This is a genomic window from Mycolicibacterium sp. HS_4_1, from assembly GCF_054515875.1.
Window position 1 is genome coordinate 327,480 of the sequence record NZ_CM137261.1, and the last position, 20,195, is coordinate 347,674.

The 20,195-nt window shown below is 66.4% G+C and carries 18 protein-coding genes; 11 read left to right on the top strand and 7 right to left on the bottom strand.

Annotation, left to right across the window (positions count from 1 at the left end; translation table 11 throughout):
• The first annotated feature begins 26 nt into the window (after positions 1–26).
• From ACX12F_RS01375 to ACX12F_RS01385, 3 genes are all read left to right on the top strand, one after another.
• On the top strand, positions 27–3,002 hold the full coding sequence (locus ACX12F_RS01375; RefSeq protein ID WP_459367934.1) for an MMPL/RND family transporter: 2,976 nt from the start codon (positions 27–29) through the stop codon (positions 3,000–3,002).
• Positions 2,999–4,156, top strand: coding sequence for an acyltransferase PE (gene pe, locus ACX12F_RS01380; protein WP_459367935.1), 1,158 nt, complete (start codon positions 2,999–3,001; stop codon positions 4,154–4,156). The genes ACX12F_RS01375 and pe overlap by 4 nt, the downstream gene beginning before the upstream one ends.
• Positions 4,157–4,261: 105 nt before the next feature.
• The gene (locus ACX12F_RS01385; protein ID WP_459367936.1) at positions 4,262–5,302 is read left to right on the top strand and encodes an alpha/beta hydrolase; all 1,041 of its coding nucleotides are present in this window, start codon (positions 4,262–4,264) and stop codon (positions 5,300–5,302) included.
• A 48-nt stretch (positions 5,303–5,350) separates the two neighbouring features.
• Here ACX12F_RS01385 and ACX12F_RS01390 read toward each other — a convergent pair whose 3' ends face one another.
• Positions 5,351–5,992, bottom strand: a complete 642-nt coding sequence (locus ACX12F_RS01390) for a GAP family protein (RefSeq protein ID WP_459367937.1) — start codon at positions 5,990–5,992, stop codon at positions 5,351–5,353.
• A gap of 12 nt (positions 5,993–6,004) precedes the next feature.
• The gene (locus ACX12F_RS01395; protein WP_459367938.1) at positions 6,005–7,729 is read right to left on the bottom strand and encodes an AMP-binding protein; all 1,725 of its coding nucleotides are present in this window, start codon (positions 7,727–7,729) and stop codon (positions 6,005–6,007) included.
• 262 nt (positions 7,730–7,991) lie between these two features.
• On the opposite strand from ACX12F_RS01395, the gene ACX12F_RS01400 reads away from it, so the two are divergent.
• From ACX12F_RS01400 to ACX12F_RS01425, 6 genes are all read left to right on the top strand, one after another.
• On the top strand, positions 7,992–8,855 hold the full coding sequence (locus ACX12F_RS01400) for a hypothetical protein (protein ID WP_459367939.1): 864 nt from the start codon (positions 7,992–7,994) through the stop codon (positions 8,853–8,855).
• A 168-nt stretch (positions 8,856–9,023) separates the two neighbouring features.
• Entirely contained in the window at positions 9,024–10,529 is a 1,506-nt protein-coding gene (locus ACX12F_RS01405) for a serine/threonine-protein kinase (protein WP_459367940.1), read from the top strand.
• A gap of 36 nt (positions 10,530–10,565) precedes the next feature.
• Positions 10,566–11,435 carry a glucose-1-phosphate thymidylyltransferase RfbA gene (rfbA, locus tag ACX12F_RS01410; RefSeq protein WP_459367941.1) on the top strand — a complete coding sequence of 290 codons (870 nt, stop codon included), beginning with the start codon at positions 10,566–10,568 and terminating at the stop codon, positions 11,433–11,435.
• On the top strand, positions 11,435–12,433 hold the full coding sequence (rfbB, locus tag ACX12F_RS01415; RefSeq protein ID WP_459367942.1) for a dTDP-glucose 4,6-dehydratase: 999 nt from the start codon (positions 11,435–11,437) through the stop codon (positions 12,431–12,433). The genes rfbA and rfbB overlap by 1 nt, the downstream gene beginning before the upstream one ends.
• Positions 12,434–12,447: 14 nt before the next feature.
• Complete coding sequence (locus ACX12F_RS01420) at positions 12,448–13,854, top strand: sugar nucleotide-binding protein (protein ID WP_459367943.1); 1,407 nt, start codon at positions 12,448–12,450, stop codon at positions 13,852–13,854.
• Positions 13,855–13,924: 70 nt separating this feature from the next.
• Positions 13,925–14,410: a flavin reductase family protein gene (locus ACX12F_RS01425; protein WP_459367944.1), complete on the top strand. Its 486-nt coding sequence runs from the start codon at positions 13,925–13,927 to the stop codon at positions 14,408–14,410.
• A gap of 175 nt (positions 14,411–14,585) precedes the next feature.
• Here ACX12F_RS01425 and ACX12F_RS01430 read toward each other — a convergent pair whose 3' ends face one another.
• The 5 genes from ACX12F_RS01430 to ACX12F_RS01450 form a co-directional block, all read right to left on the bottom strand.
• Positions 14,586–14,747, bottom strand: a complete 162-nt coding sequence (locus ACX12F_RS01430; protein WP_459367945.1) for a hypothetical protein — start codon at positions 14,745–14,747, stop codon at positions 14,586–14,588.
• Positions 14,748–14,911: 164 nt separating this feature from the next.
• Positions 14,912–15,664 (bottom strand): succinate dehydrogenase/fumarate reductase iron-sulfur subunit, encoded by a 753-nt coding sequence (locus tag ACX12F_RS01435; protein WP_459367946.1) that lies wholly within the window; start codon positions 15,662–15,664, stop codon positions 14,912–14,914.
• Between the two features lie 2 nt (positions 15,665–15,666).
• Positions 15,667–17,580 (bottom strand): fumarate reductase/succinate dehydrogenase flavoprotein subunit, encoded by a 1,914-nt coding sequence (locus ACX12F_RS01440; protein ID WP_459367947.1) that lies wholly within the window; start codon positions 17,578–17,580, stop codon positions 15,667–15,669.
• A gap of 50 nt (positions 17,581–17,630) precedes the next feature.
• Positions 17,631–18,458 (bottom strand): succinate dehydrogenase subunit SdhC, encoded by an 828-nt coding sequence (locus tag ACX12F_RS01445; protein ID WP_459367948.1) that lies wholly within the window; start codon positions 18,456–18,458, stop codon positions 17,631–17,633.
• 107 nt (positions 18,459–18,565) lie between these two features.
• Positions 18,566–18,853, bottom strand: a complete 288-nt coding sequence (locus tag ACX12F_RS01450) for an Rv0250c family protein (protein WP_459367949.1) — start codon at positions 18,851–18,853, stop codon at positions 18,566–18,568.
• Between the two features lie 145 nt (positions 18,854–18,998).
• Here ACX12F_RS01450 and ACX12F_RS01455 point away from each other — a divergent pair, with 145 nt between their 5' ends.
• Entirely contained in the window at positions 18,999–19,757 is a 759-nt protein-coding gene (locus ACX12F_RS01455) for an isocitrate lyase/PEP mutase family protein (RefSeq protein ID WP_459367950.1), read from the top strand.
• Entirely contained in the window at positions 19,748–20,161 is a 414-nt protein-coding gene (locus ACX12F_RS01460; RefSeq protein WP_459367951.1) for a hypothetical protein, read from the top strand. The genes ACX12F_RS01455 and ACX12F_RS01460 overlap by 10 nt, the downstream gene beginning before the upstream one ends.
• Positions 20,162–20,195: the final 34 nt, after the last annotated feature.

Consider the following 20,195-nt stretch of genomic DNA (forward strand, 5'->3'; position numbering starts at 1 on the left):
CGGGCGGGCTCGACAAGGGGCCTCAGTTGCGACGGCTAGCCGATTTTGTGGTGCGGTGGCCTTGGGTGGTGATCGGCCTCTGGATCACGCTTGCGGCGGTCCTGCCGCTGTCCGTACCGAGCCTGAACGAGATGGCCCAGAAGCATCCGCTGGCCATGCTCCCCGCCGATTCGCCGTCGAGCGTCGCGGCCCGGCACATGACCGAGGCGTTCAAAGAGCCCGGCACCGACGACCTGCTGCTCGTCGTCCTCATCAACGACCGCGGGCTCGAGCGCGCCGACGAAGGCACCTACCGCAAGCTCGTGGACGCCCTGCGCGACGACCCACACGACGTCGTCATGCTGCAGGACTTCATCAGCACCCCACCGCTGCGCAACTTTCTGACCAGCAAGGACAAGAAGGCCTGGGTGCTGCCGGTCGGTCTGGCCGGCGCGCTGGGCACGCCGCAGTCCTACGCCGCCTACAACCGCGTCGCGGACATCGTCAAGCACAGCACCGCGGGCAGCCCGCTGAAGATTCACCTCGCCGGGCCGGCAGCCACCGTCGCCGACCTCACCGTCGCGGGGGAGAAGGACCGGATGCCCATCGAGATCGCCATCGCGGTCCTGGTGCTGCTGGTCCTGCTCGTCGTCTACCGCAACCCCGTCACCATGCTGCTGCCGCTGGCCGGCATCGGCATGTCGCTGGTGATCGCGCAAGCCGTGGTCGCCGGATTGTCGCAGCTGACCGGCCTCGGGGTCTCGAACCAGGCGATCATCCTGCTGAGCGCCATGATCTTCGGCGCGGGCACGGACTACGCGGTGTTCCTGATCAGCCGCTACCACGACTACGTGCGGCAGGGCGCCGACTCGACCGACGCCGTCCGCAAGGCGCTGACCTCCGTCGGCAAGGTCATCACCGCATCGGCGGCGACAGTGGGCGTCACCTTCCTCGGCATCAGCTTCGCCAAGATGGGCGTCTTCTCCACCGTCGGTGTCTCGTCGGCCATCGGCATCCTGGTGGCCTTCCTCGCCGCTGTCACGCTGCTGCCCGCGATCATCACGCTGGTCGGGCCGCGCGGCTGGATCAAGCCGCGCAACGAGATCACCGCGCAGCTGTGGCGCCGGTCCGGTGCCCGCATCGTCCGCCGGCCGCGACTGCACCTGGTGGCCAGCCTGCTGGTGCTGATCCTGCTGGCGGCCTGCGCGAGTTTCGCGAAGTTCAACTACGACGACCGCAAGTCCGTGGCCGCGTCGGCCCCGAGCTCCATCGGGTACGCCGCGCTGGAGAACCACTTCAACATCAACCAGTCCGTCCCGTCGTACGTCCTGGTGCAGTCGCCGCGCGACCTGCGCTCCCCGCAGGCCCTTGCCGATCTGGAACAGATGGCCTCGCGCATCAGCCAACTGCCGGACGTCGCGATGGTCAGCGGCATCACCCGCCCGCTCGGCGAGGTGCCGCCGGAGTTCCGGGCCACCTTCCAGGCGGGTCTGGTCGGCGACCGGCTGACCGACGGGGCCAACATGATCGGCGAGCGGACGGGCGACATCAACCGGCTGTCCAAGGGTGCCGACACCCTCGCGACCAACCTCAGCGACGTGCGCGGCCAGGTCACCCAGATCGCGGGCAGCCTCCAGACGACGCTCGACGCCTTCACCGCGATGCGCAGCCAGTACGGCGGCGACAAGCTGGTTCAGAACGTCGAAGTCGCGGCCAAGCTGATCAACAGCGTCAGCAAGCTCGGCAACACGCTGGGACTGAACTACACGGCGGCCAAGGACATGTTCGGCTGGGTGGGCCCGGTGCTCGCGGCGCTGCAGAACAACGCGGTGTGCGACCTCGACGTGTCCTGCGCCGAAACCCGCGGCCACTTCCAGCGTCTCGAAGAAGCGCGCCAGGACGGCACCATCGACGAGATCAACAAGCTCGCCGGGCAGTTGCAGACCATGCAGGACCAGAAGACGCTCAATGCGTCGGTGCAGCAACTGCAGGGTGCGTTGACCAACCTGACCAAGGTGATGCGCAGCATGGGGATGGACAGCCCCGCCGGCGCGCAGGCCAATCTGACCAAGCTCCGCCAGGGCGCCGACCGGTCGGCCAGCGGCAGCCGGGAAGTCGCCAACGGGGTCGACGAGGTTGTCGATCAGATCAAGCTGATGCGGTCGGGCCTCGACCAGGCCGGGGCGTTCCTGCTGTCGATGAAACAGAACGCGGGCGGGCCGACTCAGGCCGGCTTCAACATCCCGCCCGAGGTACTGAAGCTCGAAGCCTTCAAGTCGGCGTCGAAGATGTTCATCTCGCCGGACGGCCACTCGGTGCGGTACCTGGTGCTCACCAAACTCGACCCGTTCAGCGCCGCCGCGATGGATCAGGTCAACACCATCCGCGACACCGCCCGCGGCGCGCAGCCGAACACGTCGCTGTCCGACGCGACGGTGTCCATGGGTGGATATCCGGTGGCGCTCAAGGACACTCGCGACTATTACCAGAACGACATCCGGTTCATCATCATCGTCACCATCGCGGTGGTGCTGCTCATCCTGATGCTGCTACTGCGGTCGCTGATCGCGCCGCTGTATCTGGTTGGCTCCGTGGTGCTTTCGTACTTCGCGGCGCTCGGTATCGGGGTTGTGGTGTTCCAGTACCTGTTCCACCAGCCGCTGCACTGGACCGTCCCACCACTGGCATTCGTGGTGCTGGTCGCGGTGGGTGCCGACTACAACATGCTGTTCGTCTCGCGAATGCGTGACGAGTCGCCACATGGCATGCGGTACGGCATCATTCGCACGCTGTCGTCGACCGGCGGTGTCATCACCGCAGCCGGCCTGATCTTCGCGGCCTCGATGTGGGGTCTGCTCTTCTCCAGCATCGGCACGGTGATCCAGGGCGGATTCGTCATCGGCGCCGGCATTCTGCTGGACACCTTCCTGGTGCGGACCATCACCGTGCCCGCCATGGCCACGCTTGTCGGAGAAGCGAACTGGTGGCCGTCTCGACCGAAAACGCAGGGGAGCAACGCATGAACAAGCTACTTGCCCGCTCGATGGCTATTGCCGCCACGCTGCTGACGGTCGGTGCTTCCGGGCCCATGGCGGACTGGATCGCGACGGCCGACGAGCCTTGGCCCGGGTTCGGATCCGGTGCGGGCGAGCCGATCACGCCCGGCATCCCGCCGATCGGTACCCCCGGCCGCGGGTACGCGCTCGGCGGCGCCCACGTCATGGGCATCCCGTACGACGAATACATCCGTCGTACCGGCGCCGACTGGTTCCCCGGTCTCAAGCGCGAGATCGTCGACTACCCCGCCGGCCAGGTGCAGGGCCACGTGCTCAGCTTCATCCCGGGCATCGAGGAACTGCACGAGAAGATGCCCGCAATCGGGTTGAACGGCCCGAGCATCGGTGAGTCCGTCGACATCGGGCAGGACAACGTGATTCGCCGGGTCGGGGACGGCGGCCCGGGCACCGTGATCGGCCTGTCCGAAGGCGCCATGGTCGTGCACGCCGTACAGGACCGGCTGGCCTATGACCCGGCCGCGCCGGCGCCGAACGAGCTGTCGTTCGCGACCTACGGCGACCCGCTCGCGATCAACCCGTGGACCCAGAGCTTCCTGCGCCAGAACTTCCCGGTGGGTAGCACGGTCCCGGCGCTCGACTTCCGGATGCCGCCGGTGGTCGACAGTCAGTACGACACTTACCAATTCATCTCCGCGTACGACAGCATCGCAGACTGGCCCGACCGGCCGGACAACCTCATGGCGCTGTTGAACGCCGTCGTCGGCCTGGCCACCGGCCATACCGCCGTGGCGTTCACCAACCCGAAGAACGTGCCGCCGCAGAACGTCATCAAGACCGTCAACTCCCGCGGCGCGACGACCACCACGTACATGATCCCCGAGCAGCACCTGCCGCTGGTCGTGCCGTTCAAGTACCTGGGCATGTCGGAAGCGGACATGAATCACCTGGACGCCGTGATGAAACCCATGGTGGATGCGGGATATTCGCGCAATGACGACCCGGCGACCGCACCGGTCACGGTTGATCCCGTCAACGGCTACGACCCCGCGGCCGCCACCGCCCCGGCGACGCAGGCCGCCTTCGGCGGTGCCGCCGACCCGGTCTCGCAGCTGATGTCCGGCATCAACTACGTCCTGAGCCACGGGCCGAGCGCGCATTAGGAGCCGTTGCTCGTGAACTGAGGGGACGAACCCGACGGGTTTCCGGCCAAGTCCGCCGTTTCGGATACGCAGTCGCGACGCCTTCGCGCCGCTACCATCCTGCTGGTGCGGAAACTGACCGTCCTGCTGTCGCTGTTGGCGTTGATCCTGGCTGCCTGCGGAGGAGGTGGCGGCTCGGACAAGCGGCCCGCATCGACGGCGGTGGTGATCGTCTCCGGCGGTGCTGCCACGTCGCCGTTCACCGCCCCGGATCAGGCATGCGTGACGGGACTGGCCGCGGGCAACACCGACACCGCGCTGCGCGAGTACCTGCTCAAGCAGGGCTATGTGGTCTACACCTCACCGGCGATGGCGGGCCGTGGGCAGGTGACCGACCAGACCGGCTTCGGCCCGTTCGGGGTCTGCCCGGTGACGCTGCCGGAGAACATGACTGTGAATTCCACGGGCAGCATCGACACGGCCGGCGAGCATCTGGCCCGCTTCCTGAACTGGCTGCACACCGACAAGGGCGTCAACGAGATCGACGTTGTGGCGCACTCAATGGGCGGGCTGTACTCCCGGGCGGCGATCCGAGTGTTGACGACGACGAACTCACCGGTGAAGGTCCGGTCGCTGACCACCATAGGCACACCCTGGCAGGGGTCGTATCTGTCCGAGTACGCCAATGGAATGCGCCCGCTGACCGACTGCCTCGGCGACAAATTCTGCGAGTCGGCGATGACCAGCTTCGCCGCGGAGGTCAAGCAGCTGGTGTCCGGGTCCGGCCGCGAGGTCAACTCGCAGTACCTGATGGGCAAGGACGGCTGGAACGAATTCCAGTCCGGGGTGCTCGACAAGATCCCGGTGGTGCTGATCGCAGGGCAGCGGTTCACCAAACCGGGTCAGGCGGATCCGACGATCTGGCCTAACGACGGCCTGGTGGCGTTGCAAAGCGCGCTGGCCAAGAACATCAGCGATTCAGTGCTTCCCCATCGGCACTGCTACATCTTCGACGACACGCATTCGATCTACGTGTCCAATCTTGCCGGGCTGGACTGGAACACAGCGCTGACCTGGGATCCGAAGGTGCTCGACGTGGTCCACAAAGCCATCGAAGGAGCACCCAAGGCACTCGACGGCCCCAACCGGGAAGGCTGCCCCGGCTAGGCCTCAGGGACGGTGCGGTGGACATTTGGATGCCGAGCGCACCAGGAGCTAGATTCCCACCGCACCCGCCGCGACCAGCACCACTCCCACCGCCGCCAGCAACCCCGCGACTTCGTGGCGCTGCCGCGCGCGAACCCAGTTGTGCAGGTTGCTCATTGCGGTGCGGGTGCGTTGCGGCGCAATCAGATAGGCGAGCAGCGGGACTTCCACCAAGGAAAACGCCACCACGTTGAACGCCAGCAGGGCGCCCATCCGGATATCGGCCTCGACGCGTGCGGCGGCGATCACTGCGAGCGCGGCCAGGTAGTCGACCGAGGGCAGGGCGATGCCCAGGCCCGCGACGCCCGCCACCCACAGCGACCGGCCGTCGAGCAGCCGGCTCAGCCACTCCGGCACCTGCCGGTCACGGCCCGTCGTGACGGCCAGCAGCGACGCCGCCACCAGGGCCAGCACCCCGATGACGATCTGCACCGTCGGCAGGTTGAAATGTGCCGAGGCCCAAGAAGGTAATCGCGACTCGAGGACGAACAGCACCACCGCACCGACGGACAGGCCCATCAGGAAACCGCCGCACAGGAATGCCGTCAACTGCAGGTGCGGGCGCGGCCGGTTCAGCATGACGACGGACATGCCGATGCGGAACGGCTCCAGGCTGACCGCGACCGCCATCACCAGCAGGGTGATCCACATGGGGAGCGGGGGCTAGGAGCCCGACCCGCCGTCCAACCGGACGAACTGCCCTTGCCGGTACTGCTCGGCACAGGCCGACCGGCGCATCTTGCCGCTCGTGGTGGTCGGGATGGACCCGGCTTCCACCAGGACGACGTCGGCGATCTGCAAGCCGTGAGCGCGTGAAATCGCCGCGACCACATCGTTTTTCAGCCTCTCGAGCTCGTCGGCGGCAGCCCGTGCCTTGAGCTCGATGATGGTCACCAGTTGGTCGGTGTGTTCGTCGGTGACGGCGATGGCCGCGACCCGGCCGCGGCTGATCTTCTGCACCGTCGCTTCGATGTCATCGGAGTAGTGGTTGCGTCCGCGCACGATCAGCATGTCCTTGATGCGGCCGACGATGAACAGGTCGCCTTCGGAGATGAAGCCCTGATCCCCGGTGCGCAGCCAACCCGTATCGGGTGTGCCCTCGGGAGCGTCCACGAGCGTTGCGCCGAATGCGGAGCCGGTCTGCTCGGGCTTGCGCCAATACCCGGCGGAGACATTGTCGCCGTGGGCCCAGATTTCGCCGACGACGCCCTCCGGGCACGGCTGGCAGGTGTCGGCGTCGACGATCTCCAGGAGCGGCGACGGCGCCCGCCCGTACCGCATGAGCGGCGTCCCGCCGGCTTTACGCAATGCGATGCCCTGGGTGAGTTCTTCGGCGGCGAACTCGACGACCTCCGGCGGTCGGCCGTGCGCGCCGCTGGCCACGTAGAGCGTCGCCTCGGCCAGCCCGTAGGACGGCACCATCATCTCGGGCCGGAAACCGACGGAGGCGAAGCGTTCGTCGAACTTGATGAGCGTGGGCGGGTGAATGCGTTCCGCGCCGTTGTTGATGCCGATGACGCCGCTGAGATCGAGCTCGGCCATCTCCTCGTCGGTGACGCGGCGGGTGGCGAGGTCGAACGCGAAGTTCGGCGCCGCCGACCACGCCGGCTTGTTGCGGGACAGCGCCTGCAGCCAGCGCACCGGACGGGTCAGGAACGCGATGGGGCTCATGAGGTCGCCCTTGTGGCCGGAGAAGATCGGGACCGCGATCCCGAGCACCAGGCCCATGTCGTGGTAGAAGGGCAGCCACGAGACCAGCGACGCCCCGGGCGGCAGCTGGCCGCCGTGCTGCGACAGCAGATCGGCGAGCAACTGCTCGACGTTCACCCGCAGATTCCGATGCGAGATCATCACGCCGGCGGGCAGCCGCGTCGAGCCGGAGGTGTACTGCAGATACGCGATGTCCGGTCCCGGGGGCACCTCTTCGTCGAAGTCCCGGTCGGCAGCCAGATCAAGGGTGTCGACGGCGATCACGGCGACCATCGAGGCACCGTCGTCCACGTTCTGCGCGGCGATGTCAAAGGCCGCGGCGGTGGTCAGCACGACCGTCGGCGAGGTATCGGTGATGACGGCACTGACACGCTCGTCGTGCGCACCCGGTAGCGGGACCGACAGCGGCACCGCGATGAAACCGGCCTGCATGGCGCCCAGGAATCCGACGATGTAGGCCAGCCCTTGCGGCGCGATGATCAGTGCCCGGTCGCCGGGGGCGCCGTGCATGCGGAGCTCGTGCGCGACGTTGAGGGTGCGACGGTACAGCTGGGACCAGGTCAGGCTCTCGATGACGCCGTCCCAGTCGTGGTCGTAATCGGTGAAGGTGTACGCCACGTCGTCGGGAGTCAGGGCGGCGCGCTCGCGCAGCACGGACAGGATCGACGCATCGGACATGGCGCCAGGTTACTCAACGATGGTGAGACCGGTGGTAACTGGTTTGCCGGTCACGTGCTCCATGCGATGCGGAGTGCTACGACGAATGTGCAGGTTTGACCCACAAAACCGCGAAATCTCAGCCCGAACATGCGCATTCGTCGTAGCACCCCCGCCTTGATGGTTGTCGAGAGCGGCGGCAGCCGGGTTGGGTCGTGCGACTCCTGTGGATAACCACGGCAGAGATATCCGATCTGTCGGTGGGCGCAGCAATGCTCGCCGTATGAACCGACCGTTTCTCGGTAGCGCAGCCGTGGAGACCGGACTGCTTACCAAACGAGAGCTCCGTGCCGAGTACCGCGCCGTCTACCGGGGCGTCTATCTCGCCAACGAGGTGGCGTTGACGCCGAGGCTGCGCGCCGAGGCGGCGTGGCTGTTCGCCGGGCCCGACGCAGTGTTGTGCGGGCTGTCGGCGGCGGCTGTGCACGGCACCAAGTGGCTGGATGTCAACGCGCCCGCCGAGGTCGTGCGGACCAACCGTCACGCGCCGGCCGAACTCCAGGTGCGCTCGTATGTCCTCGCTCCAGAAGATGTGTGCGAGGTCGGCGGTATGCGGGTGACCTCCGTGACGCGGACGGCGTTCGACTTGGGCCGGCTGTTGCCCGAAGCCGAGGCGGTGCCGGTCCTGGATGCGTTGCTGAACGCGACCGGTCTCGACCCGGCGCAGGTGTGGGCGCTGGCAGCGGTGAATCGCGGAATTCGAGGTGTCGATCGATTGCGTGTTTCGCTGGCGCAGGCTGATGGTGGGTCGGAATCTCCGCTGCAGACCCAGACTCGGCGACTGCTGCGCCGCACCGGGGTTCCGGGGCTCGAAACGCAAATCCCGTTCTACGACGAGTGGGGACTGGTTTGCACTCGGGCGGCAATGGGCTGGCCGCGGTGGAAGGTGGCCGTCGAGTGCGACGAGGAAGCGGATGCTCCGGATTATCGCGAGTGGGTGCACAGTCACACCGCTGAGCTCGAATCCCGCGGGTGGAGCGTCGTGTGGGTGACGAAGGCGACGGCGAAAGGTCAGGGCAGCCCCGGGGCTGTGGTGTTGCGGGCGTGGGAGAAGCTGTCGGCCGCTCAGCGGAGTCGAGGACCCTGACACGGGCGTTTGTCAAGAGGTAGGCGACGTGACGGGCGGCCATCCGAGCGGGTCTCGGGCGGCCGCCTCGTCGTCGGTGGATCCAATGTTGGCCTGTGTCCGACAATTTGGCCGGAATTGGCATACAAGCCGACGTTGGAGCCGCGTTCGGGCCGCTACGATCCGACCATGTCGCTACCCGATGGATCGGTCTTCGCCGGTTTCACCGTGGTCAGATCGTTGGGTGCCGGCGGCATGGGTGAGGTCTACCTGGTCCAGCACCCGCGGCTGCCACGCACTGACGCGCTGAAGGTGCTGCCCGCATCGTTGTCCGCCGACGCCGAATATCGGCGGCGCTTCGAGCGCGAGGCCGACGCCGCGGCGACACTGTGGCATCAGCACATCGTGGGCGTGCACGACCGCGGCGAATGCGACGGGCGACTGTGGATCTCGATGGACTACGTCGAAGGTTCCGATGCCGGAAATGTGCTGCGGACGCAGTGCCCCGGTGGCATGCCGCGGGATCAGGTCTTCGCGATCGTCACCGCGATTGCCGACGCACTGGACTATGCGCACAGCCGCGGCCTGCTCCATCGCGACGTCAAACCGGCCAACATCCTGCTGGGCGCACAAGGTCCCGGTCGCGGTCGGGTGATGCTGGCCGACTTCGGGATCGCCCGGCGCGTCGACGATTTCGATGGACTGACGTCGACGAACATGACCCTCGGCACCCCCAGCTATGCCGCACCGGAACAACTGCTCGGTGAGGCCCTGGATGGGCGAGCAGACCAGTATGCCTTGGCCGCCACGGCCTTTCAGCTGCTGACCGGCCGGCCGCCGGGCGGCGACTCGACGCCCGTGGTGCTCATCAGCCAACGTGTGAGTGGTGTGGTGCCGAAGCTGGCAGAGTTCCGCCGCGATCTCGCAGATCTGGACCCCGTGATGGCGATCGCGATGGCCCGCCGGCCTGCTGACCGCTTCCCGTCCTGCGCGGATTTCGCCGCGGCGCTGGCGCGTGGTGCGGCGCCGACGCTGCCACCGGCCGCCGCGGTACCCGGGGCGCCGACAGTTCGATCCGGTCCGGCCGGTGCGCCCGCCGGTATTGTGCGCCAACCGGATCCGCCGGCCGCGGCGCGATCCCGACTGAGCCCGACGGCCTGGGCCCTCGGTGGAATCGCGGCATTGCTGGTGGTGGCCCTGGTCTTCGTCGGCCTGTTGCTGATGCGCGGGCGTGACGGACGCAGCGGTGCAACGACTTCAGCGGAGGCCACGACGGCCATGGTCGAGACGTCCGGCGTGACGGCGTCTTCGGTCGAATCCACCGCACCCGCGACTGCCACCTCGCTGGTACCCACCACAGCGCGAATGGTGCTGCCCGACGCCGATTCCCGTGGCTTCACCACGTACAGCGGCGCCGCGCGGTGCGCCGGTGCGGACGAGGCCGCGATGATCCTGCGCACCGCCCAGTCCGCGGTCGTGATCTGCCGCAGCAGCGTCGGCGTGCTGTACTACCTGGGCTATCGGCTGTCCGACGGCGCGAAGATCCGATTGGGAACCGTGCATGCGTCCGGCGACGGCTACGTCGCGATCAACGATCCCGACTCGGCCGAGTACCACGTCTCGCCGTCAGGCCTGGAGATCGTGCAGAACGGTCAAGTGCTGGCGTCTGAGCCCGCGGTTGAGTCTGCTCGCTGAGCACCTGACGCGGTGCGCGTATGTCAGGATGGCCGAGTGAAAGGGATCATCCTGGCGGGCGGCGCGGGGACGCGGCTGCACCCTGTCACGGCCGGGGTGTCCAAGCAGCTGATCCCGGTCTACGACAAGCCGATGATCTACTACCCGCTGTCCACGCTGATGCTGGCGGGGATCACGGACATCCTGGTCATCACGACGCCGCTCGACGCGCCGAGTTTCGAGCGGCTGCTCGGTGACGGGTCGCGATACGGGGTGTCGATCAGCTATGCCCAGCAGCCGTCACCTGACGGGCTGGCGCAAGCCTTCACCATCGGCGCGGATTTCCTCGGCGGCGACAGCGTGGCGCTGATCCTCGGCGACAACCTGCTGTACGGCCCGGGCCTGGGCACGCAATTGCAGCGGTTCAACAACGTCGACGGCGGGGCGATCTTCGGCTACTGGGTGGCAGAACCCTCGGCCTACGGCGTCATCGAGTTCGACGAAGCCGGCCGGGCGGTGTCCCTCGAGGAGAAGCCCGCGGCGCCGAAGAGCAACTACGCCGTGCCGGGTCTGTACTTCTACAGCAATGACGTGGTGTCCATCGCGCGTGAGCTGAAACCCAGTGCGCGCGGCGAGTACGAGATCACCGACATCAACCGAACCTACCTGGCGCAGAACCGGTTACGCGTGCAGGTGCTGCCCCGCGGGACGGCATGGCTGGACACCGGGACGTTCGACCAGATGACCGACGCCGCCGAATTCGTGCGGACCATCGAACGTCGCACCGGATTGAAGATCGGCGTGCCCGAGGAAATCGCCTGGCGCCGTGGCTATCTCAGCGGCGACGAACTGCGGGAGCGCGCCGAGCCGTTGGTGAAGTCCGGCTACGGCACGTACTTGCTGGACCTGCTGAGCAGGGGGTACTGATGGCACGGCTGCTGGTCACCGGAGGTGCCGGGTTCATCGGTGCCAACTTCGTCCGATATGTCCTGGACCACACCGATCATCACGTGACGGTGCTGGACAAGCTGACCTACGCCGGCAATCGCGAATCCCTTGCGGGCCTGCCGGAACAACGGATGACGTTCGTCCTCGGCGATATTGCCGACGCGGCTTTGGTCGATGAATTGATGGCGACGACCGACGTCGTTGTGCACTTCGCCGCAGAATCGCACAACGACAACTCGCTGCGCGATCCCGAACCGTTCCTGCACACCAATCTGGTGGGGACATTCACACTGCTGGAGGCAGTGCGCAAGCACGGCACGCGGTTGCACCACATCTCGACCGACGAGGTGTACGGCGACCTCGAACTCGACGATCCCGCCAAGTTCACAGAACGCACGGCGTACAACCCGTCGTCGCCGTATTCGTCCACCAAGGCCGGCAGTGATCTGCTGGTGCGCGCCTGGGTGCGGTCCTTCGGCGTCCGAGCCACTATTTCCAACTGCTCCAACAACTATGGGTCCTACCAGCACGTCGAGAAGTTCATCCCGCGGCAGATCACCAACGTGCTGTGCGGAATCCGGCCGAAGCTCTATGGTGCGGGCCGCAACGTGCGGGACTGGATTCACGTGGACGATCACTCGTCCGCCGTGCTGGCGATCATCGAGCAGGGGCGCCTCGGCGAGACGTATCTGATCGGCGCCAACGGCGAGAAGGACAACAAGACCGTCATCGAGATGATCCTGATGCAGATGGGTCAACCGGCCGACGCCTACGACCACGTGACCGATCGGGCCGGGCACGACCTGCGTTACGCCATCGATTCGACCAAGCTCCGTACTGGACTCGGTTGGCAGCCAAAATATCTCGACTTCGCCGACGGGTTGAGCGCCACCATCGCCTGGTACCGCGACAACGAGGCGTGGTGGCGCCCGGTCAAGGACGCCACCGAGGCGCGCTACGCCAGTCAGGGTCAGTGATCGATGGGCAGCCAGTGACCGAGTACGGAAAACCGTTGTCCGCCAACACCACACCGATCCCTGGACTGACCATCTGGGAACTGCCGGTTCACGGCGACAACCGCGGCTGGTTCAAGGAGAACTGGCAGCGCGAGAAGATGACGGCGCTCGGGCTGCCGGACTTCGGGCCTGTGCAGAACAACATCTCGTTCAATGACGCGGCGGGCACCACCCGCGGCATCCATGCCGAACCGTGGGACAAGTTCGTGTCTGTTGCGACGGGCCGCATCTTCGGTGCGTGGGTCGATCTACGGGACGGCCCGACGTTCGGGACGGTCTTCACCGCCGAACTGGACCCGTCGCGCGCGGTATTCGTCCCCCGCGGGGTCGGCAACGCGTTCCAGACCCTGGAATCCGACACCGCCTACGTCTATCTGGTCAACGACCACTATTCGTCTGACGCCCACTATGTTTCGGTAAATCTGGCCGACGAGTCGCTGGCCATCGACTGGCCGATTCCGCTCGAGCGCGCCGAGCTGTCGGCCAAGGACCGGGCTCATCCCCGGCTGGCCGACATCAAGCCCGTCGCGCCACGAAAGACGCTGGTACTCGGCGCGAATGGCCAACTCGGCCGGGCCCTGCGAGCCGAGTACGGCGCCGACCCGGCCGTCGAGTTCGTCACGCGCGACGACGTGGACCTGACCGGCGACCTGGGGACGGCCGTCCGCTGGCAGGACTACGACACCGTCATCAACGCCGCCGCGTACACCGTGGTGGACGACGCCGAGACGCCGAGCGGTCGGGTTGGTGCCTGGGCTGTCAATGTCACCGGCGTTGCGGCACTGGCGCGTATCGCGGCCGCGCGCGGCCTCACGCTGGTCCACTTCTCCAGTGACTACGTCTTCGACGGCACCTCCGAATCCCCGTATCGGGAGGACGACCCGATCGCCCCGCTCGGGGTGTACGGCCAGACCAAGGCGGCCGGCGACCAACTCGTCGCGACGGTGCCGCGGCACTACATCCTGCGGACGTCCTGGGTGATCGGCGACGGCCACAACTTCGTCCGCACCATGGTGTCGCTGGCCGAACGTGGCGTCGACCCGTCGGTGGTCGACGACCAGTTCGGGCGGCTGACGTTCGCCTCGGAGCTGGCCCGGGCCGTCCGGCACCTCACCACGACGGGCGCCCCGTACGGGACGTACAACGTCACCGGCGGCGGGCCGGCGATGTCGTGGGCGGACATCGCCCGCCGGGTATTCGAGCTGTCCGGTCACAGTCCGGAGCGGGTGACGGGTGTCAGCACTGCGGACTACTTCGCCGCGGCGACCAGAGCGGTGGCACCGCGGCCGCGCAGCAGCGTGCTCGACAATCAGAAGCTGGTGGCGACGGGATTCACCCCCGAGGCCGTCGACGATTCGTTGTCGCGTTATCTGAGCGGGTAGCCGCGCCGTTTCCCGCCAAGCGGACGCTTGCTTGGGTGCTCGGGGAGTGCCGTGTGAAGATGGACGGACTATGAGCTCTACAGATCTCAGCCCGGCGTCCCTGCGCGCGGCGTTCGGCCACTTCCCGACCGGCGTCGTCGCCATCGCCGCCCACGTCAGCGGCGAAAAAGTGGGCCTGGCCGCGAGCACGTTCGTACCGGTGTCGCTGGAACCGCCGCTGGTCTCGTTCTGCGTGCAGAACACCTCGACCACCTGGCCGAAGCTCAAGGATCTGCCGGCGCTGGGAATCAGCGTGCTCGGGCAGCAGCACGACACCGCGGCGCGCACCCTGGCCGCCAAGACCGGTGACCGCTTCGCGGGCATGGAGACCGAGGCGCGGGACAACGGCGCGCTGTTCATTCACGGCACCAGCGTGTGGCTGGAGACGTCGATCGATCAGCTGGTTCCCGCCGGCGATCACACCATCGTGGTGCTGGCGATCAGCGACATCGTCATCAACCCCGACGTCGAGCCGATGGTCTTCCACCGCAGCGCATTCCGCCGTCTGGAGGCTTGAGCCACCGCCGGGTCGCGGCGCAGGAGTGCCGCCTCTACCGTCGGCATGTTCGGTCCAGACTCGTCACAAATCGCGACATTGTCATCATGTGTTGACGATGTCAGCCGATGATGACAGCTCCGAATCGAAGGCAATGTAAGTAGAGGCGACACGCCGTCGGCTCACGCATGCCGCGCTAGGGTTTTGCGGCCAGTTCCTGGCGGTACCCCGCGACGCGCTGCTCGAGTTCTGCGGCGTCGTCTGGCCGGCCTTCCTTGCGTGCCAGCTCGGCGCGCGCCGTGAGCTCGCGGATTGCGGTCCGAATGTCGTTGACGCTGTGCGTTTCTGGTTGGCCCATCTGGCTGCCTTTCGTCACGGATTGGCTGCCCTTCCGAGCGTACGCCGAAACATCGCTGTCCCCGCCCGATCGGCATGCGAAGCCAAATCGGCTCGACATGAACGAAATGGTCGTTCCCGAGAGCTGGGAACGACCATTTCGTCGATCTCGACGCATGTCGGCGCCTACCGGCGGAACAGCTTGTTACCCAGCCAGACGATCGGGTCGTACTTGCGGTCGGCGACGCGCTCCTTCATCGGGATCAACGCGTTGTCGGTGATCTTGATGTGCTCGGGGCAGACCTCGGTGCAGCACTTGGTGATGTTGCAGTAGCCCAGGCCGAATTCGTCCTGGGCCATGTCCTTGCGGTCCAGGGTGTCCAGCGGGTGCATGTCCAGCTCCGCCACGCGCATGAGATACCGCGGCCCGGCGAAGGCCTGCTTGTTCTCCTCGTGGTCACGCACCACGTGGCAGGTGTTCTGGCACAGGAAGCACTCGATGCACTTGCGGAACTCCTGTGACCGCTCGACATCTTCTTGCTGCATCCGGTACTCGCCGGGCTTGAGGTCCTTCGGCGGCGCGAAAGACGGGATCTGGCGCGCCTTTTCGTAGTTGAAAGACACGTCGGTCACCAGGTCGCGCATGATCGGGAACGCCCGCAGCGGGGTGACGGTGACGGTTTCGGCCGGGTCGAACGTCGACATCCGCGTCATGCACATCAGCCGGGGACGGCCGTTGACCTCCGCCGAACACGACCCGCACTTGCCGGCCTTACAGTTCCACCGGACCGCCAGGTCGGGGGCCTGAGTGGCCTGGATGCGGTGGATGATGTCGAGCACCACCTCACCTTCGTTGACCTCGACCTTGAAGTCGTCGAGACCGCCGCCGGTGTCGTCACCACGCCAGACCCGCAGATTGGCTTGGTAGCTGTTGCTCATGGCTAGCTCCGTTCCGGGTGGGCGGCCAGTTCGGCGTCGGTGTAGTACTTCTCCAGCTCCGACAGTTCGAAGCAGGCGAGCAGTTCGGCCGGCATGGGCACCTGCTGTTCCGGGGTGACCGTCACGTTCGGAACAATGGAGTCGCCTGCCCCGTCCATCTGGGCGCTGCACACCAACAAGATGTTGCGCCAATCGGCGCTCATCTCCGGGTAGTCGTCGCGGGTGTGGCCGCCGCGGCTCTCCGTGCGCGCCAGCGCAGCCTTGGCCACACATTCGCTGACCAGCAGCATGTTCCGCATATCGACGGCCAGGTGCCAACCGGGGTTGAACTGGCGGTGGCCCTCGACGGTGATGTTGTGCATCCGGCGCTTCAGATCATCGAGCTTGTTCAATGCCGCTTCGATCTCATCCTTGGTGCGGATGATGCCGACCAGGTCGTTCATCGACTGCTGCAACTCGGTGTGCAGGGTGTACGGGTTCTCCGCGCCGACGTGCTCGTCGAACGGCGCCAAGGCTTCGCGCGCCGCGGTGGCCAGGGAAGCATCGGAGACCGTCGGCCGCGCCGACAGTGACTTCACGTACTGCGCCGCGCCGAGGCCGGCCCGACGGCCGAACACCAGCAGGTCGCTCAGGGAGTTACCGCCGAGCCGGTTGGAGCCGTGCATACCGCCCGAGCACTCGCCGGCCGCGAACAGGCCGGGCGTGCGGGCCGCTCCGGTGTCGGGATCGACCTCGATGCCACCCATGACGTAGTGGCAGGTCGGGCCGACCTCCATCTCGTCCTTGGTGATGTCGACCTCGGCCAGCTCCATGAACTGGTGGTACATCGACGGCAGGCGCTTCTTGATCTCCTCGGTGGGGATACGCGAGGCGATGTCGAGGTAGACCCCGCCGTGCGGGGTGCCGCGGCCGGCCTTGACCTCGGAGTTGATGGCGCGTGCCACCTCGTCGCGCGGCAGCAGGTCAGGGGTGCGCCGTGCGGAGTCGTTGTCCTTGAGCCACTGGTCGGCTTCTTCTTCGGTTTCGGCGTACTGGCCCTTGAACACCGAGGGGATGTAGTCGAACATGAACCGCTTGCCCTCGGAGTTCTTGAGCACTCCGCCGTCGCCGCGCACGCCTTCGGTGACCAGGATGCCCTTCACCGAGGGCGGCCACACCATGCCCGTCGGGTGGAACTGGATGAACTCCATGTTGATGAGCGTCGCGCCGGCCCGCAGGGCCAGGGCGTGCCCGTCGCCGGTGTACTCCCAGGAGTTCGACGACACCTTGAACGACTTGCCGATACCGCCGGTGGCCAGTACCACGGCCGGCGCCTCGAACAGCACGAACCGGCCCGATTCACGCCAATAGCCGAACGCGCCGGCGATGCGGTCGCCGTCTTTCACCAGCTCGGTGATGGTGCACTCGTGGAAGACCTTGATGCGGGCCTCGTAGTCACCCGTTTCGGCGAAATCTTCCTGCTGCAGCGAGACGATCTTCTGCTGCATGGTGCGGATGATCTCGAGGCCGGTGCGGTCACCGACGTGCGCCAGGCGCGGGTAGGTGTGGCCACCGAAGTTGCGTTGGCTGATCCGGCCGTCCTTCGTGCGGTCGAACAGGGCGCCGTAGGTCTCCAGCTCCCAGACGCGGTCCGGTGCTTCGCGGGCGTGCAGCTCGGCCATGCGCCAGTTGTTCAGGAACTTGCCGCCGCGCATGGTGTCACCGAAGTGCACCTGCCAGCTGTCCTTGGAGTTCGCATTCCGCATGGACGCGGCGCAGCCGCCCTCGGCCATGACGGTGTGGGCTTTGCCGAACAACGACTTACACACCACCGCGACGCGCAGACCCTGTTCCCGGGCCTCGATGACCGCACGCAACCCCGCCCCGCCGGCTCCGATTACGACGACGTCGTACTCGTGCCGTTCGAGTTCAGCCATGAAATAACTCCAGTTTGTTGTGAATAGTGTTGAAAATCAGAATGTTTGACTCAGCCCACGAAACGCAGGTCGCTGAACCACCCGGCCGACACGGCCATGACGTAGAAGTCCGTGAACATCAGGGTGCCGAGGGTGATCCACGCGTACATCTTGTGGCGGGTGTTGAGCTTGCTGACCTGGGTCCAGATCCAGTAGCGCACAGGGTGTTTCGAGAAGTGCTTGAGCCGGCCGCCGGTGACGTGCCGGCAGGAGTGGCAGGACACCGTGTAGACCCACAGCATGATGACGTTGCCCAGCAGGATGATGTTGCCGAGCCCGAAGCCGAAACCGCTGGGCGAGCGGAACGCGACGATGGCATCGTAGGTGTTGATCACCGAGATGATGACCGCGATGTAGAAGAAGTACCGGTGGGTGTTCTGGATGATCAGCGGGAACCGCGTCTCACCGGTGTATTTGGCGTGCGGTTCGGCGACGGCGCACGCGGTCGGGGACTGCCACACGGTGCGGTAGTAGGCACCGCGGTAGTAGTAGCACGTCAGCCGGAACAGCAGCAGGAACGGCAGGGACAGGGCCGCGAAGGGAAGCAGCGACAGCGGTCCGTCGGCCGGCAGAATCTGGGGCCAGAACTCGCTGGCCGCACCGCACTTGACGCTCAGGCACGGTGAGTAGAACGGCGTCAGGTAGTGGTAGTCCGCGACGTAGAAGTGGTCCCGCTGGAAGGCGCGCACCGTCGCGTAGATGACGAATGCCGCGAAACCCAGGTCGATGAGAATCGGGGATTTGAGCCAGTTATCGGTCCGCAGGGTGCGCTGCGATATCTGCGCACGCGTGGGGGAGAAAACGCCGGTCCCGGGACGGTTGGCGGCGGGTGCGCTCACGAAGACGGCCTCGATTTCAGTTGGGGGCAGGGTCTACCTATGAAGTTGGGACGGAGACGGATGGTGGGCGCACCATTCCTTGCCGGGAAGCCGCGCCCACCTCGAAATCAGCCGCCGACGCCACCGTCGTTCACGTCACGCCAGAAGTCGCTGGAGTAGTCGTGATCGGGGATGGCGATCTTTTCCTTGGCGTGCTGGTGCTTGATGCCGCGGCTGAATTCCAGCTCTTCGACGTCGATATCCAGCCGCTCGATGTCGTTGATCATGCGCTCGGCGTCGTTGGCGATCCGGCGCATGGCGGGGGAGTCCCCGTACTTGGCTGCCAGGGAGCTGACGCAGCGACGCAGGCCGCCGATCAACTCGTGTAGTTCGGCGAGCTCAGTGGTAGTGGACATCGGGCGACCTCCTTGGACCGAAGAGTGTCATGGATCACATTACGACACCGGATGGTAGTCAGATCTCGAGATGAAAGTGAGACAGGTCACGTTTATGGCAGCGGTGTCGGCATGTCCGACGGATGCCTGTCGGTACGGTGTGAGCATGTCCGACGCGGTTCTGGCGCAGCGCGCCGAAGCACTATTGGCCCTGCACCAGCCGGGAAATCCGGTCGTCCTCCCGACGGTGTGGGACGCCTGGTCGGCGACGCTGGCCGTGTCCGCCGGGTTCTCGGCGCTGACGGTCGGCAGTCATCCGGTGGCCGACTCCGTGGGCAAACCCGACGGCGAGGGCATGTCATTCGACGACCTCACCACGCGCGTCGCCCAGATCACCTCGGCTGTCGACGTGCCGGTGTCCGTCGACGTCGAATCCGGTTACGGCGAGGCCCCGAGCCGCATCATCACTGGTCTGCTGGCCGCGGGTGCGGTGGGTCTGAACATCGAAGACACAGTGCACAAGGACGGTGGCCGCATCCGGGACGCGCAGGAGCACGCCGGCCTGGTCGGTGAATTGCGCAGGGCGGCAGACGCTTCGGGGGTCCAAGTGGTGATCAATGCGCGCACCGACCTTTTCCTGCGACAGATCGGCGACGAGGCCGACCGGTACGAACGCGCTGTGCAGCGCCTGAAGCTGTGTGCCGAGGCCGGCGCCGACTCCCTGTATCCGGTGGGCCGCCACGATGACGACACCCTGCGCCGGCTGGCCGCGGATCTTCCGTTGCCGGTCAACGCCATTGCGATCCCGGAGTCCGACGACCCCGCATCCTTCGGCCCGCTGGGTGTCGGGCGCATCAGCTTCGGACCGTTCCTCCAGCGGGCACTGGCCGTGCAGGCCGCCGATATTCTGGCGCGATGGCAGTGAACGACCCCGACGATGCCCAGGAGAACCACGGGTTGTGGTGGGCCGCCGGCGTTGCCGCCGCGGTGTTGTTGATCATCCTGATCTACCAGGTGATTCAGACCTCCGGGGAGTCCGAACAGCCATCCGGGCCGGTAGATGAACCGACGGTGTTGACGACGCATCCCACGACCACCAAGCGGACGACGACTCGCACCACCACGACGACGACAACAACGACCACGACAACGACGACGGAAACCACACCGGACACGTCGACCACGGACGAGACCAGCACGACGCCGTCGACCAGCACCACCTACACGCCGTCGAGCACCGCCGGGTACGGGACCTACCCCACCACGACCACCACGATCTACAACCCGTACAGCACGGCGACCCCGGCCCCACCCGCCGGCGTGGGGTAGATCGGCGCAGGTCTGTGACTCGGGCCACTCACTT